Genomic DNA, 14,651 nt, shown 5'->3' with positions numbered 1-14,651 from the left:
CGGTATCGCTTATTCGCCGATGTGCTGCTTCAGCCAGGCGTTGACGGTGTCATGCCACAGGATGCTGTTGTTCGGCTTCAGCACCCAGTGGTTTTCATCCGGGAAGTACAGGAACTTCGACTCGATGCCCTGGCGCTGGGCAGCGGTGAACGCGGCCAGGCCCTGCTCGACCGGAATGCGGAAGTCCTGCTGGCCGTGGATCACCAGGATCGGCTTCTTCCAGTCAGCCACATGGTTGACCGGATTGAACTTCTCGTAGTTCGCCGCCTTCTGGTACGGGGTACCGCCCTGCTCCCATTCGGTGAACCACAGTTCCTCGGTGGCATACCCCATCATGCGCTGGTCGAACACGCCGTCATGGTTGACCAGGCACTTGAACGGGCTGTTCCAGTTGCCGGCGATCCAGTTGACCATGAAGCCGCCGTAGCTGGCGCCCAGTGCGCAGGCCTTGTCACCGTTGAGGAAGTCGTACTTCTTCAGCGCCGCACTCCAGCCCTTCTGCAGGTCTTCCAGCGGGCGGTCGCCCCAGTGCTGGCTGATCGCATCGGTGAAAGCCTGGCCGTAACCGGTGGAGCCATGGAAGTCGATCATCACCACGGCGTAGCCCTGACCGGCGTAGGTCTGCGGGTTCCAGCGGTAGCTCCAGCCGTTGCCGAAGCTGCCCTGCGGACCGCCATGGATCAGGAACGCGACCGGGTACGACTTGCCTTCCTGGTAGTTGTGCGGCTTGACCACGTAACCATGCACGGTGTCGTTGTTCCAGCCCTTGAACTCGAACTGCTCGTAGTCACCGAAGGACACGTCCTTCAGCACCTCGCCAGCGGCCGGGGTCAGCGCGCGCAGTTCGCCGATCGCTTCGCCGGCGGCCGGCAGCAGGCCGACCAGCACCTGGTCGTTGCTCTTCAGACTGTTGCGGGTGATCGCCACGCTGTTGCCGGCCACGTCCACAGCGGTGACGCTGCCATCGCCGATCAGCTTGGTGGCCTTGCCGCTGGCCACGTCGATCTGGAACAGCGGATGTTCGCCGAGGTCGTCGGCCGTGGTGTAGATGCTGGCGCCGTCGGCGGACAGGGTGATGCCACCGGCCGAACGGTCCCACTGCGGAGCGATCTCGCGCGTCTTGCCGCTGGCCAGGTCCATCGCCATCAGGCCGAAGCGATCGGCTTCGAAGCCCGGGCGCTTCATCGCGCGGTAGAACAGAGTCTTGCCGTCGGCGCTGAACACCGGGCCGGCATCCCAGGCCGGGTTGGACGCGGTCAGGTTGACCGGCGCCTGCTTGCCGGCGGCATCGAAGCGGTACAGGTCGAAGTTGGTCGACCACGACTCCTGTTTGCCGGCCACGCGGATGCTGGCGACCACGCTGCTGCCATCCGGCGACCACGCGAAATCGTCATTGCCACCGAACGGCTTGGACGGCGCGTCGCCATCGATGGTCGCGCTCAGCGCCGAAGCGCCCTTGACCGCACCGGCCTTGGCCGCCGGCAACGGTGCGACGAACAGGGTGTTGCGGCGGCCGTCGTTCCAGGTATCCCAGTGGCGCACGAACAGCGAATCGAAGACCTTGCCGCTGGCCTTGGCGCCTTCCACGTCCTTCAGCTTCTTCTCGGTGCAGGCCAGGTCAGAGGCACAGGCCTGGAATACGCCGGCGCTGAACAGCACGCGGTCGTCCTGCGGCGACACGTGGTAGCTGTCCACGTCCACCGGGAAGTCGGTCAGCTGGCGCGGAGCACCGCCAGTGATCGGCAGCGAGTACAGCTGCTGGCTGCCGTTCTTGGCGCTGAGGAAGTACACGGTCTGGCCATCGGCCGACAGCGAGGCGGAATTGACGTTCCAGCCAGCCGGGGTGATCTGCTTCGGCGGCGCCGCGTCGCGGGTGCGCAGGTTGCGCGCGAACAGGGCGGTGCTGGCCTTGAGGTTGGCATCGGTGCTGCGCTTGGCAAACACCACGGTGCCGCCGTCAGCGGTCAGTACCGGCGCGGAGACGCGGTCCATGGCCACCATGTCGCGGACTTCCAGGCCACGGGCAGCGGCGACGCTGGGCAGGGCAGCCAGCAGGCTCAGTGGCAGCAAGGCATGACGCAGTTTCATCGGGGTCTCCGCAGGACGGCAAAAGACCGATGGTAGGCCTGCGCGACCGGGCCTGCCAAGGCCATCGGTCATGGCCGGGGTTGAGCTACCGCCAGAAAAAGCAAACCGCGCCGAAGCGCGGTTTGTCGGAGGTCGGGGTCGGATCCGATTCCATGGGAATCGGCTCTGACCCCAGACGCTGCCAGCATGGGGTCAGAGCCCTTCCCTGCGGGAAGGGATCCGCTCCCCGTGGGCGTCATGCCACGGCGCGCTTGCCGGTGCGGTAGATCAGCCAGCCGACCAGGAACAGCACGGCCAGGCCGATCCACTGCGCGGCCGGCAGGTGGAACGGCACAGCGAGTACGTCGGCACGGCTGCTGACCACGATCGGCACAGCGATGGCGATACCCATCAGCGCCTCACCGGTGATCAGGCCGGCAGCAAACAGCACGCCCGGCTTGTGCACGCGGTCGCGGCCCTCTTCGTCATCGGCGCGCACCTTGTGGAAGCGCTCGACAAGGTAGGAGATCAGGCCACCGAGGAAGATCGGCACCATCAGTTCCAGCGGCAGGTAGATGCCGATCGCCGCAGCCAGCACCGGCACGCGGAAACGCGAGTTGCGCGACTTCAGCCAGCTGTCGAAGGCGATGATGGCGGCACCGACCACGGCACCGATGCCGATGAAGGTCCACGGCAGCTCGCCGCCGAACAGGCCCTTGGCCACCGAGGCCATCAGGTTCGCCTGCGGTGCGGCCAGCGCATTCGGATGCAGCTCCGACTTGACGCCGATACCGTAGGCGGTAGCCAGCAGGTTCAGCACCGGGGCCATGATCAGCGCGCACGAGAACGCACCGATACCCAGCATCAGCTGCTGCTTCCACGGGGTGGCACCGACGATGTAGCCGGCCTTGAGGTCCTGCAGGTTGTCGCCACCCACGGCGGCGGCACAGCACACCACCGCGCCGATCATGATCGCGGCCACCGCACCCAGCGGCGCACCGAAGGCGCCGACCGGCTGCAGACCGTCCTTGCCCAGCAGCAGCACCAGCACCGCCGACGCGAACAGGATGGTGGAGATGGTGATGCCCGAGACCGGGTTGTTGGACGAGCCGATCAGGCCGGCCAGGTAGGCCGACACCGAAACGAACAGGAAGCCGGCGACGATCATGATGAGGGTCATCGGGATCGACACGTGCCACTGGCCGACGATGGCCTGGTACAGCGCCAGCAGCGGCAGGGTGAACACCACCAGGGCCACCAGCATCCACTTCATCGGCAGGTCGCGCTCGGTGTGCGCCAGTACCGGGCCACCGCTCTTGCGCGCGGCGGCGAAGCCACTCTTGACGCCGTTGAGCAGCGACTTGCGCAGCGAGATCAGCGTCCAGATGCCACCGATCAGCATCGCGCCGACACCCAGGTAGCGCATCTTCGCGCCCCAGATGGCGAACGCCGCTTCGGTGGACGAGGCGGTGGCGATCGAGGCGGCCAGCGCCGGATCGGCGTTCATGAAGAACGCCTGGTAGATCGGAATGGCGATGTGCCAGGTCAGGATCGAGCCGGACACCACCACGATGCCGACATTGAGGCCGACGATGTAGCCCACGCCCAGCAGCGCCGGTGACAGGTTGGTGCCGATGAAGGCGGTGATCTTGGAGCTGCCGACATAGGCCGAGGTAGCCCAGGCGTCGGGGATCAGGCGCATGCCGCTTTCCGCGGCCAGCTTGACGAACGCACCGATCACCGCCGACAGGCCGAGGATTTTCAGGCCCGGGCCGGGGTTTTCACCGGCCTTGAGCACTTCAGCCGCGGCCTTGCCTTCCGGGAACGGAAGCGGGTCTTCGACGATCATCGAGCGGCGCAGCGGCACCGAGAACAGCACGCCCAGCAGGCCGCCGAGACCGGCGATGCCCAGCACCCACCAGTACTTGAAGTCCGGCCAGTAGCCCATGATCACCAGCGCGGGGATGGTGAAGATCACACCGGCGGCGATCGACGAACCGGCCGAAGCACCGGTCTGCACGATGTTGTTCTCAAGGATGGAACCGCCACCCAGCAGGCGCAGCACGCCCATGGAGATGACCGCGGCGGGAATCGCGGTGGCGATGGTCAGGCCTGCGAACAGACCGAGGTAGGCGTTTGCGGCCGACAGCACCACCGCCAGCACGATGGCAAGGACCACCGCGCGGAAAGTGAGCTGCTTGGGCGCAGCGTCATGGTTCATGAAAGCCCCTGCTGGCAAAAAATCCCTGCCACGCTAGCGTTCAGGGGGCAGCAAGTCCAGCGTGCCAAAGGATGGGGGCCGAGCATGGAACAGACACAGGCCCGCACCGGCACCGTCAGTCAACCGATGCGGCAAAGCCCGAGTGGGCACCATGCAAACGATATGTTATAACTTTCGATTGGTCCGCACCCGCCCCATTGCATGCCCCCTTCCGCCTCATCCCGGCTGGCCTCCATCGACCAGCTGCGCGGTACCGTGATGCTGCTGATGCTGCTCGACCACGTCCGCGAGACGTTCTTCCTGCAGTACCAGGTGAGCGACCCGATGGACGCGGCCAGCGTGTCCCCTGCCCTGTTCGCCTGCCGCCTGCTGGCCCACCTGTGCGCACCGGTGTTCGTGCTGCTCACCGGTCTGTCGGCGTGGCTGTACGGCCAGCGCCAGGCCGACCCGCGCCGCGCCATCGCCGCCTTCCTGCTCAAGCGCGGCCTGTTCCTGGTGGTGCTGGAACTGACCTTGGTCAACTTCGCCTGGACCTTCCAGTTCCCGCCGGACACGGTGTACCTGCAGGTGATCTGGGCGATCGGCCTGAGCATGATCGCGCTGGCCGGGCTGCTGTGGCTGCCGCGGCCGGTGCTGGCAGTACTGGCGGTGGCGCTGGTGGTTGGCCACAACCTGCTGGATGGCGTACGCGTGCAGGGCGACGGCGCGCTGGCGGTACTGTGGAAAGTGCTGCACCAGCGTGACTGGATCGAGGCTGGGCAGTTGAGCCTGCGTACCTCCTACCCGGTGCTGCCGTGGATCGGGGTGATCTCGCTGGGCTACCTGATGGCGCCGTGGTTCGGCGCCGGCAGCGATCCGGATCAGCGCCGGCAGCGGTTGTTGTGGGTCGGGCTGGGCGCGCTGGCCGCCTTCGCCTTGCTGCGCTTCGCCAACGACTACGGCGATGCCCCCTGGCAGTACCAGACCAGCACGCTGCGCACGTGGATGAGCGTGTTCAACATCACCAAGTACCCGCCGTCGCTGCAGTTCCTGCTGCTGACACTGGGCGTGGGCCTGCTGCTGTTGCGGCTGTATGAGTGGCCGCCGCTGGCGCGCGCGCTGCGGCCGCTGGCCGATATCGGCGCAGCGCCGATGTTCTTCTACCTGCTGCACCTGTACGTGCTGAAGCTGCTGTACCTGGCCGCGCTGAAGGCCTGGGGCCCGACCCACGGTTGCCTGTATGCACTGGACTCGGTGGCCGGCCTGCTGCTGGTGGCCTGCGCACTGGCGGTGGTGCTGTATCCACCGACGCGGGCATTCGCGCGGTTCAAGGCACGGCGACGCGACCTGGCCTGGTTGCGGTATCTGTGAACGGTAGCGCCGGGCCATGCCCGGCGTTGCACAGGACCGCCGGGCATGGCCCGGCGCTACCCGGCGCGCGCCTGCAGCACACGCCTATAATTCCGCGATGAATTCCACTGCTATCGCTTCCGACGACTTCCTGGGTCATCCCAAGGGCGTCTACGTCTGCTTCTTCACCGAAATGTGGGAGCGCTTCTCCTTCTACGGCATGAAGGCGCTGCTGCTGCTGTACCTCACCAAATACCACCTGTTCGGCGACAAGGCCGGGCTGGACCTGCTCGGTGCCTATGGCGGCCTGGTGTACTGCATCCCGGTGTTCGGCGGCATGCTGGCCGACCGCTGGCTGGGCATGCGCCGGGCGGTGCTGTTCGGCGGCATCCTGCTGGTGCTCGGCCACCTGGGCATGGCCTTCGAAGGCCACGCGGCGTACCGGGTCAACGGCGAAGTGGTGCGCGACACCTCCGCCCTTGCCGTGACCTACCTGTCGCTGGCGCTGATCATCATGGGCGTCGGCTTCCTCAAGCCGAACATCTCCACCATCGTCGGCAAGCTCTACCCACAGGACGATCCGCGCCGCGATTCGGGCTTCTCGCTGTTCTATGCCGGCATCAACCTGGGCGCCCTGTTCTCCTCGCTGGTGTGCGGGTTCCTGGGCGAGGTCTACGGCTGGAAGTACGGTTTCGGTGCGGCCGGCGTCGGCATGATCGCCGGCCTGGCGATGTTCCTGTGGGGCCAGAAGTACCTGCAGGGCCACGCCGAACCGCCGCAGCCGGCCACGTTGAAGCAGAAGGTGCTGGGCCTGCCGCGCGAATGGCTGATCTACCTGTGCGCGGTGATCGGCGTGCTGCCGGTGGCCTGGCTGATGTGGGCGGCCGGCAACGGTGCCTTCGCGCTTGGCGGTGAAATCAGCCTGGCGCTGATGCTGATGCTGGTGGTGCTGGGCGGCGTGCTGATCTGGTTCGCTTGGTTCACCGGCACGAAGTGCACGCCGGTGCAGCGCCAGCAGATGATCGCGCTGATGGTGCTGATCTTCATGGCGCTGGTGTTCTTCACGATGTACGAGCAGTCGTACGGCTCGTGGGTGACCTTCACCGACCGCCTGCTGACCAAGGACATCGTGCCGGCGCTGGTGATCCGCGAAGGCTCGCCGCTGCCGTGGTCGATCCTCTCGCTGCTGCTGGCGCCGCTGGGCTTCGTGGTCAGTGCGCGCCTGTCCGAGCGCCGTCCCGGCTCGGCCGCGCCGCGTACGTTCTTCATCGGCATCGTTGCGCTGATGCTGGTGCTGCTGGTGCGCGACTGCCTGGTGATTCCGCAGACCGCCGGTTCGCTGACCTATCTGGGCGGCCTGTTCCTGGTGTTGCTGGCGCCAGCCTTCGCTGCGCTGTGGACGTGGATGGACCGCCGCGGCTGGGAACCGGGCAAGCCGGTGAAATCAGCCTGGGGCCTGGTGATCGGCGCGCTGTCGTTCGTGCCGCTGGCACTGGCCGCGCAGCACGTCGGTGCCACCGGCGAGATGGCCAGCGTGTGGTGGCTGGTACTGGCCTACTTCCTGCTGGCCAGCGGCGAGATGTGCCTGTCGCCGGTGGGCCTGTCGGCGGTGACCCAGCTGGCGGTACCGCGGGTAATGAGCCTGATGATGGGCACCTGGTTCCTGGCGACAGCCTTCTCGGAAACGCTGGCCGCGCTGTTCGGCAAGCTGGCGGCGATCGACGTGCCCGAAGGCGAGACGCTGGACATGGCCGCGGCCGCCGGCGCCTATGCGCACCTGTTCTGGCTGCTGATGTGGATCGGCCTGGGCTGCGCGTTGCTGGCCTTCATCGCCGCACCGTTGTTGAAACGGATGATGCATGGGGTGAAGTAACGCCCATTGGCAGCTCACTGCGGCGGCAACCATGATGGTTGCCGCCGCGTCTGTTTCAGGGTGCCTTGGCTTTGCCCGAAGCCGACGCAGCTGCTGCCGTACCACCGCCCAGGCTGCGCGACAGGAAGGCAAGCAATCGGGTGTAGTAGTCGCGCTGGTTGGCTTCGCCGTACAGCCCATGTCCCTCGCGCGGGTAGTACACCGCTTCCACCGGCACCCCGGCCTGCTTCAGCGCGGCCTCCATGCGCTCGGTGTGCTGCACGGGCGCGCGCAGGTCTTCGCGGCCAGCGGCCAGCAGCACCGGCACCTTGATGCTTGCCGCCAGGTTGACCGGCGACACGGCATCCAGCGTCGCCGGGTCGCCCAGCCACTGCTGCAGATAGGTCACGCCCGAAGCACGATCCTGGATATCACCACGCTTGAACATCAACGGCAGGTCGTACACGCCGACATAGCCTGCCGCGCACCGGTACAGCCCAGGCTCGCGCACGACCCCCATCATCGCCGAGTACGCACCATAGCTGGCGCCGTAGATGCAGATGCGTCCGCCGTCGGCGATGCCCTGGCTGATCGCCCAACGGGTGGCGTCGGTCACATCGTCCTGCATCGCGCGGCCCCATTGCTGGGCAGCGGCCTGGGTATGCGCGCGGCCGTAGTTGCCCGAGCCACGGAAGTTGACCTGCAGCACCGCGTAACCGGCGTCGGCCAGCAACTGGTTCTCGCGCTCGAAACCACCATCATCGAACACACCGATCGGGCCACCGTGCGGGACCACCACCATCGGCAGATTGTGCCCATCACTGCCCCTGGGCAGGGTCAGGAAACCGTGCAGCGGCAGGCCATCGCGCGCAGCCAGGGTGACCGGTCGCACGCTGGCGCCGTCCTCGCGATCGAACCAGCGATGGCGGCCGGTGAGAAAAGCGGCGTTGCGGGTGGCGGTGGTGTACAGGAAATAATCGCCGGGATTGGTCGCCGAGCTCACCTTCACCAGCAGGCGAGCGTTGTCGCGGGTGCCGGAGAGCAGGCTCACCGCCTGCCCTGGAAACGCCTTTTCAAGCTTGCGCTGGATGCCGGCGGTCGGCGACTGCTCATCGAAGAAGGCCGTGCGCGTAACAGCGCCGACGAACTGGATGCCCACCGGCACGCGCGTACCAGGCTGGTAGACCACGCGGGTAGGGTCAACGGTATCGTCCTGCAGCAGCGTGCGCCGCTCTCCGCTGACCGGGTCCCAGCTGACCACCGCGTCCGGACCGCGGGCCTGCTCCACCACCAGGTAAGCCAGGCGGTTGTCGGCAGAGAAGCCGATCGGGCGCTCGATGCGGTGACTGTTGCCTTCGTCGTTGACCAGCGTCCAGCGATCGCGCCCTTCGCGGTAGTAGAGCTTGTTGACGTTGTCGGCGGCGGCGCCATGCGCGAAGCGCAGTTCACCTTGATTGTCGGTGGTGAACGTCGCGCGCTGCACCGGTGAACGCGAGACCGGGATGCGGCGCCCGGTGATGACGTCCATCCGTTCCAGGCGCGTATTGGTGTCGTTGGCAAATGGCCACAGCGAGATCAATACATTGCGTTCGTCGGCAGGCAGCGGATCGGCCAGGAAGGCGGCGACCGGCTCGACCACGCGCCCGGTCACGAAGCCGGGCTCATCCGGGCGGGCGCGATAGCCGACCAGAAGATCACCGCGTTTGCCATTGGCGTCGATGGCATACAGTTCGCCCGTCGGCCGCGGTTGGTCCAGCGGACCCCATTTTTCGGCCAGACCGATCAGCAGGCGGGTATCACTCACCCAGTCGACCTCGGCGGCATGGTTGTTGCGTGGCGGCCGGAAATTGCCGACCAGCTCCATCGTGTCGGTACGCAGGACCGCCACGGCAGTCGCGCCTTCCAGTGGCAAGGTCATGGCCAGGTATTCGCCGGTGGGCGAGAGCTGGATGTCATTGAACTCCGCACGACGCACATAGCCGTCCAGCGAAACCTCCGCAGCATCCACCCCACCCGCGCCGCAGATGGCCATCACTGCGACCAGTGCCTTTGCAAGCTTCATGACTTCCTCCTTGAAGCCGGGCATCCCCTGCCCGGCATCGGGTCCGCAGGACGCGGCGGGTCTGCCTCACGGCGCCTTGTCAGCACCTGCGGTCGCGCTGGCGGTTTCGCCGCCCAGGCTGCGTGACAGGAAGGCAAGCAACCGGGTGTAGTAGTCACGCCGGTTGGCCGGACTGTAGAAACCGTGCCCCTCGGCCTTGTAGTACAGCGCCTCCACCGGCGTGCCGGCCTGCTTCAGCGCCGCCTCCATGCGTTGGGTATGCGCCACCGGTGCGCGTTGATCTTCCCTTCCTGCCGCCAGCAGCACCGGCACGCGGATCTGTGCGGCGAGGTTGACCGGTGACTGCTCGGCCAGCTCCTTCGGCCGGCCGACCCATTCGCGCAGGTAGGTCAATCCGGACGCATCATCCTGGATATCACCGCGGGCGTACATCAACGGCAGGTCATAGACACCGACATAGCCGGCAGCGCAGCGATACAGGCCGGGTTCGCGCACCGGCCCCATCATCGCCGCATAGGCGCCATAGCTGCCGCCGTAGATGCAGATGCGCGCCGGATCGGCCGTGCCCTGCGCGATCGCCCAGCGCGTGGCATCAGTGACATCGTCCTGCATCGCCCGCCCCCACTGCAGCTTCGCGGCCTGGGCGTGCGCACGCCCATAGTTGGCCGAACCACGGTAGTTCACCTGGAGCACGGCATAGCCGGCAGCAGCCAGCATCTGCGCATCCACGTCGTACGTTCCGTCGTCGAAGATCCCGATCGGCCCGCCATGTGGCATCACCACCATGGGCAGGCCGGTGGCCGGCTGGCCTGCCGGCAGGGTAAGGAAGCCGTGCAGCGCCAACCCGTCACGCGCCTTCAGGCTGACCGGCTGGACGACGGCGCTCTGCGCCGGATCGATCCAGTCACTGCGGCTGATGAGATGGCGCGCCTTCTTGTCGATGGTGTCGTAAAGATAGAAGTCGCCCGGGTTGCGCGCGGAGTGCGATTCCACCAGCACTGTGCGCCCATCACGGGTACTGGAGGTGATGTACACGGGGCCGCCCAGCCCTGCCTCGAGACTGCGGTACAGGCGCGCTTCGGCCGAGGCTTCGTCGAAGAAGCGCGTCCGTGGCACGTCGCCAAGGAACTCGGCTCCCACCGGCACGCGGGTTCCCGGCCGGAAGATGATCCGATGCGGATCGACCACCTCATCGCGCAGTACCACCCGACGCTCGTTGCTCTGCGGGTCCCAACTGACGATTGCATCGGGTCCCTCGGCCTGCTCGGTCTGCAGATAGGCCAGGCGGCCATCAGCAGAGAAGCCGATAGCCACATCGATGCGTCGGCTCAGCGCCTCATCGTTCAGCAGCACCCACTCGCTGCTGGCACCTGCGCGGTAATAGAGCTTCTTGTTCGTCTCGTCGGTGCCGGAACCGTAGGCAAAGCGCACCTCACCCTGGGCATCGGTAGTGAATGCCGCCTGTGCGATCGGCGCCCGCACCACGGCATTGCGGCGACCGGTGTTCACGTCCATCCGCTCCAGCTGGGTGAAGGCGTTGGCCGTGAACGGCGTTACCGCAACCAGTACGTTGCGGTCGTCATCCTTCAATTCGTCGGTGAGGAACGCGGCCACCATGCCGGCCGGCTTGACCTTGATGTTGGTGCCCAGGCCGGTTTCAGCCGTGCGGTAGCCGACCAGCAGTTCACCGCCCTTGCCATCGGCGTTGATGCCGAACAGTTCGCCGGTGAGCACGGGGCGATCAAGCACGCCGAACTTCTGCGCCATTCCCACCAGCAGACGGTCATTGCTGACCCAATCAAAGGTGTGGGCATGGTTGTTGCGGGGCGGCCGGAAGGTGCCGACCATCTTCATGTCGGCGATCCTGTAGATCGCCAGCGCAGTGCCCGCCTCGATCGGGACCGTGGCAGCCACATACTCGCCCCCGGGCGAAATCCTGATGTCGGTAAACGCTTCCTGGCGCAGATAGCGCTCCAGATCGACCACGCCGGCCCCCGCCGTCGCCCCTCCCACGACCGTGCACAGCAGCACGGCAAGTACAGTCCTGCGCATCCTTCCCCCTTCCTGCCTCGGACACCCTGTCCACGATGGCCGATTCTAGGCAGGCATGCGACACATCCGCCAGTGGGCAGAAAAAACGACGGCACCGTTGCCGGTGCCGTCGTTACCACTACCTTGGAGAGAGAGAGTCAGGACGTGGGTTCGGGGGGCGTGCGCCGGGTCAATGGACCCCGCGCACCGCCAGAGTGAGGGCCAGGATGCTGAGGATCACGGCGATGGTGCCGTCCAGCACACGCCAGGTGCTGGGCTTGGTGAACAGCGGCGCCAGCAGGCGCGCGCCCAGGCCCTGCGCGGTCAGCCACAGGCAGCTGGCGGTGACCACGCCGGCCGCGAAGGCCATGCGTGCATTGCCGAAGTTCTCGGCGATCGAGCCGATCACCATCATGTCCAGCCAGAAGTGCGGGTTGATCAGCGAGAAGCCGACCGCCGCCATCAGCACCGCACGGCGGCTGCCGTCATCGCTGTCGGCTTCGCCCATGCCGCCGCCGCCAGCGATCGCACGGCGTGCCGACTTCATCGCATACCAGGCCAGGAAGGCCACGCCGGTCCAGAGGACGGCGGTGGTCAGCCACGGCAGCGCCGTGGTGAGCGTGCGCAGGCCGGCCACGCTGGCGAAGATGAAGATCGCATCGATGGCCGCGCAGGTGGCCACCACCGGCACGATGTGCTTGCGCAGGATGCCCTGACGCAGGATGAAGGCGCTCTGGGCGCCGACCACGGCAAACAGGCCGATGCCGGTAGCCGCACCACTGAACCAGGCACCAAGGCCGGTGCTGGCGGAGATGACCGAGAACATGGGATTCACTACCTTGTCTTGCTTGGGGGGAGCGGTGCCTCGCGAAGGCGGACAGCACCGGAACGGGCGCCATTGTCGCGCCGCAACATAGAAAAGACGAGCTAAACTTACTAAACCAACATTAGCGGAGCTTAATTGCCATGCGCATCGACCATGCCCAGCTGCGGGCCCTGGCTGCGGTGATCCGCGAAGGCAGCTTCGACCGTGCCGCGCAGTCGCTCAACGTCACCCCCTCGGCCATCTCGCAGCGGGTCAAGGCACTGGAAGACCGCATCGGCCGGCTGCTGGTCAAACGTGGCACGCCTGCGACCGCCACCGCCGAAGGCCAGCTGCTGGTGCAGCTGGCCGAGCAGACCGCCCTGCTGGAGCACGATGCCCTGCACCGCATGGGCCTGGCCGACGAGGACCTGCCGCAGGCCAGCATCCCGGTGGCGGTGAACCACGACAGCCTGGAGACATGGTTCCCGCAGGCCGCGCAGCAGTTCGCGCAGGGCACCGGCACTACCCTGGACCTGCGGGTGGAAGACCAGGACCACACCGTCGAACTGCTGCGCCAGGGCACCGTGCTGGGCGCAGTGACCACCCTGGACGAGCCGGTGCAGGGCTGCCAGATCCACGCGCTGGGCAGCATCCGCTACGCCGCCACCTGTACGCCGGCGTTCCGCGAGCAGCACTTCGCCAAGGGCGTGACCGCGCAGGCACTGGCGCAGGCACCGGTGCTGGTGTTCAACCGCAAGGACGACATGCAGTCGCGATTCGCCCGGCGCATGGCCGGCGCCGACCTGCCCAGCACCGCGCCGACCTGGTGGATTCCCTCCACCCGTGCCTTCGTCCAGGCCAATCTGGGCGGGCTCGGCTGGACGATGAATCCCCTGCCGCTGGTCAAGCGCCATCTGGATGCCGGGCGCCTGGTGTATGTGCGGCAGCGCGCGTGGGAAGACGTGCCGCTGTACTGGCAGCACTGGAAGGGCGACGTGCAGACGATGGCCCTGCTGACCCGGGCGGTGCTGGACGCCGCCTCGGCGCTGGTGCAGCGCAGGCGCTGAAGAGAGGGCACCGAGGGGATCAAGTCCTTCTTGCCACAAACGACCTGATCCCTACGTCCCCTTTTTGTGCAAGCATCGGCGCAACCAACGAGGGGGCTGGCTGATGGAAACCGAACCGGTATTCCTGCATATCCGCGTGGTGATGGGGATCATCCTCGGCCTGTCCATCACCACCCTGCTGAAGGGGTTGGCGCAGATCATCGAGCACCCGCAGCGGCGTGGCTGTTCGGCGCTGCACCTGTGCTGGGTGATGTGGACGCTGGTGTCGCTGGTCACCTTCTGGTGGTGGGAATTCCGTCTCGTCGAAGTGCACCGCTGGACGTTTGAAACCTATCTGTTCGTGATCACCTACAGCGCGACCTGGTTCCTGCTGTGCGCGCTGCTGTTTCCCGACGATCTGCGCGACTACGGCAGTTACGGCCACTACCTGATGCAGCGGCGGCGCTGGATCTTCGGGGTGATCGCGATATTGACGCTACTGGACCTTGTGGACACCGCGATCAAGGGAGGAAGCCGATGGCGGCTGCTGGGGGATGCCTACCCGTTGCACACGGCGCTGATGCTCATCGTTGCGGCGCTGGGATGGCATCTGCGCAGCGCGCGCATGCAACTGGTGCTGGCCGCAGCGACACTGGCCTATCAACTGGCCTACTTCGCGGCGGAATACTTCACCATCGGCAGTGATTGAAGACCGCCGCCGTCTCCATCCAATCTCCATCCGGGTCGTCCACACTCATGTGGTTCCATTCGACCCCAGGTTTCCCAGATGACGATCCACTACCGCGATGCCCTCCCCGATGATGCCGCTGCCTGCATCGACCTGCGCGGGCGCACCCGCGAAAACGCCTTCAGTGCCGCGCAGCTGGCCGAACTGGGCATCACCGAGGACAGCTGGGCAGCGGGCATCGCCGAGGGCGATTCCATCGGCCGCATCGCCTGGGAGGGCGAGCGGATGGCCGGCTACTGCTTTGCTGACCGCGAAAGCGGCGAGGTGCTGGTGCTGGCCCTGCTGCCGGAATTCGAGAACCGCGGCATCGGCCGGCAGCTGCTGCAGGACGTGGTCAGCCTGACCCGCGATGCCGGACACACCCGCCTGTTCCTGGCCTGCTCGGCAGACCCGCGTTCGCGCTCGTATGGCTTCTATCGGCATCTGGGCTGGAAGGCGACCGGCGAGATCGATGAGGCAGGTGACGAGATTCTTGAGCTGTCTTGACGCG

At 66.4% G+C, this 14,651-nt stretch carries 10 protein-coding genes; 5 read left to right on the top strand and 5 right to left on the bottom strand.

Annotation, left to right across the window (positions count from 1 at the left end; all coding sequences use genetic code 11):
- Positions 1–9 precede the first annotated feature (9 nt).
- Both GIW57_RS04650 and GIW57_RS04645 read right to left on the bottom strand, forming a co-directional pair.
- Positions 10–2,088, bottom strand: coding sequence for a S9 family peptidase (locus tag GIW57_RS04650; protein ID WP_100463863.1), 2,079 nt, complete (start codon positions 2,086–2,088; stop codon positions 10–12).
- A gap of 235 nt (positions 2,089–2,323) precedes the next feature.
- Entirely contained in the window at positions 2,324–4,288 is a 1,965-nt protein-coding gene (locus tag GIW57_RS04645; RefSeq protein ID WP_236509286.1) for an oligopeptide transporter, OPT family, read from the bottom strand.
- A gap of 201 nt (positions 4,289–4,489) precedes the next feature.
- On the opposite strand from GIW57_RS04645, the gene GIW57_RS04640 reads away from it, so the two are divergent.
- Together GIW57_RS04640 and GIW57_RS04635 are read left to right on the top strand one after the other, a co-directional pair.
- On the top strand, positions 4,490–5,638 hold the full coding sequence (locus GIW57_RS04640) for a heparan-alpha-glucosaminide N-acetyltransferase domain-containing protein (RefSeq protein WP_236509285.1): 1,149 nt from the start codon (positions 4,490–4,492) through the stop codon (positions 5,636–5,638).
- A 97-nt stretch (positions 5,639–5,735) separates the two neighbouring features.
- Positions 5,736–7,490 carry an oligopeptide:H+ symporter gene (locus tag GIW57_RS04635; RefSeq protein WP_236509284.1) on the top strand — a complete coding sequence of 585 codons (1,755 nt, stop codon included), beginning with the start codon at positions 5,736–5,738 and terminating at the stop codon, positions 7,488–7,490.
- A 55-nt stretch (positions 7,491–7,545) separates the two neighbouring features.
- On the opposite strand, the gene GIW57_RS04630 is transcribed toward GIW57_RS04635, so the two are convergent.
- From GIW57_RS04630 to GIW57_RS04620, 3 genes are all read right to left on the bottom strand, one after another.
- On the bottom strand, positions 7,546–9,531 hold the full coding sequence (locus GIW57_RS04630) for a S9 family peptidase (protein WP_236509283.1): 1,986 nt from the start codon (positions 9,529–9,531) through the stop codon (positions 7,546–7,548).
- Positions 9,532–9,597: 66 nt separating this feature from the next.
- Entirely contained in the window at positions 9,598–11,583 is a 1,986-nt protein-coding gene (locus tag GIW57_RS04625) for a S9 family peptidase (protein ID WP_236509282.1), read from the bottom strand.
- A gap of 169 nt (positions 11,584–11,752) precedes the next feature.
- Positions 11,753–12,388: a LysE family transporter gene (locus tag GIW57_RS04620; RefSeq protein ID WP_025873889.1), complete on the bottom strand. Its 636-nt coding sequence runs from the start codon at positions 12,386–12,388 to the stop codon at positions 11,753–11,755.
- A 140-nt stretch (positions 12,389–12,528) separates the two neighbouring features.
- On the opposite strand from GIW57_RS04620, the gene GIW57_RS04615 reads away from it, so the two are divergent.
- From GIW57_RS04615 to GIW57_RS04605, 3 genes are all read left to right on the top strand, one after another.
- Positions 12,529–13,434 (top strand): LysR family transcriptional regulator ArgP, encoded by a 906-nt coding sequence (locus GIW57_RS04615; RefSeq protein ID WP_049464713.1) that lies wholly within the window; start codon positions 12,529–12,531, stop codon positions 13,432–13,434.
- Positions 13,435–13,537: 103 nt separating this feature from the next.
- Positions 13,538–14,122: a hypothetical protein gene (locus GIW57_RS04610; RefSeq protein ID WP_099819359.1), complete on the top strand. Its 585-nt coding sequence runs from the start codon at positions 13,538–13,540 to the stop codon at positions 14,120–14,122.
- A 78-nt stretch (positions 14,123–14,200) separates the two neighbouring features.
- Positions 14,201–14,647 carry a GNAT family N-acetyltransferase gene (locus tag GIW57_RS04605; protein ID WP_236509281.1) on the top strand — a complete coding sequence of 149 codons (447 nt, stop codon included), beginning with the start codon at positions 14,201–14,203 and terminating at the stop codon, positions 14,645–14,647.
- Positions 14,648–14,651 lie beyond the last annotated feature (4 nt).

Source organism: Stenotrophomonas sp. PA-6-5C, assembly GCF_021605635.1.
Classification (GTDB): domain Bacteria; phylum Pseudomonadota; class Gammaproteobacteria; order Xanthomonadales; family Xanthomonadaceae; genus Stenotrophomonas; species Stenotrophomonas lactitubi.
This window is presented reverse-complemented; position numbering and strand designations above follow the sequence as displayed.

Bases quoted from the DNA above. Each gene is read 5' to 3' on its own strand.
- GIW57_RS04650 (WP_100463863.1), bottom strand. From the start codon at position 2,088: ATGAAACTGCGTCATGCCTTGCTGCCACTGAGCCTGCTGGCTGCCCTG.
- GIW57_RS04645 (WP_236509286.1), bottom strand. From the start codon at position 4,288: ATGAACCATGACGCTGCGCCCAAGCAGCTCACTTTCCGCGCGGTGGTC.
- GIW57_RS04640 (WP_236509285.1), top strand. From the start codon at position 4,490: ATGCCCCCTTCCGCCTCATCCCGGCTGGCCTCCATCGACCAGCTGCGC.
- GIW57_RS04635 (WP_236509284.1), top strand. From the start codon at position 5,736: ATGAATTCCACTGCTATCGCTTCCGACGACTTCCTGGGTCATCCCAAG.
- GIW57_RS04630 (WP_236509283.1), bottom strand. From the start codon at position 9,531: ATGAAGCTTGCAAAGGCACTGGTCGCAGTGATGGCCATCTGCGGCGCG.
- GIW57_RS04625 (WP_236509282.1), bottom strand. From the start codon at position 11,583: ATGCGCAGGACTGTACTTGCCGTGCTGCTGTGCACGGTCGTGGGAGGG.
- GIW57_RS04620 (WP_025873889.1), bottom strand. From the start codon at position 12,388: ATGTTCTCGGTCATCTCCGCCAGCACCGGCCTTGGTGCCTGGTTCAGT.
- GIW57_RS04615 (WP_049464713.1), top strand. From the start codon at position 12,529: ATGCGCATCGACCATGCCCAGCTGCGGGCCCTGGCTGCGGTGATCCGC.
- GIW57_RS04610 (WP_099819359.1), top strand. From the start codon at position 13,538: ATGGAAACCGAACCGGTATTCCTGCATATCCGCGTGGTGATGGGGATC.
- GIW57_RS04605 (WP_236509281.1), top strand. From the start codon at position 14,201: ATGACGATCCACTACCGCGATGCCCTCCCCGATGATGCCGCTGCCTGC.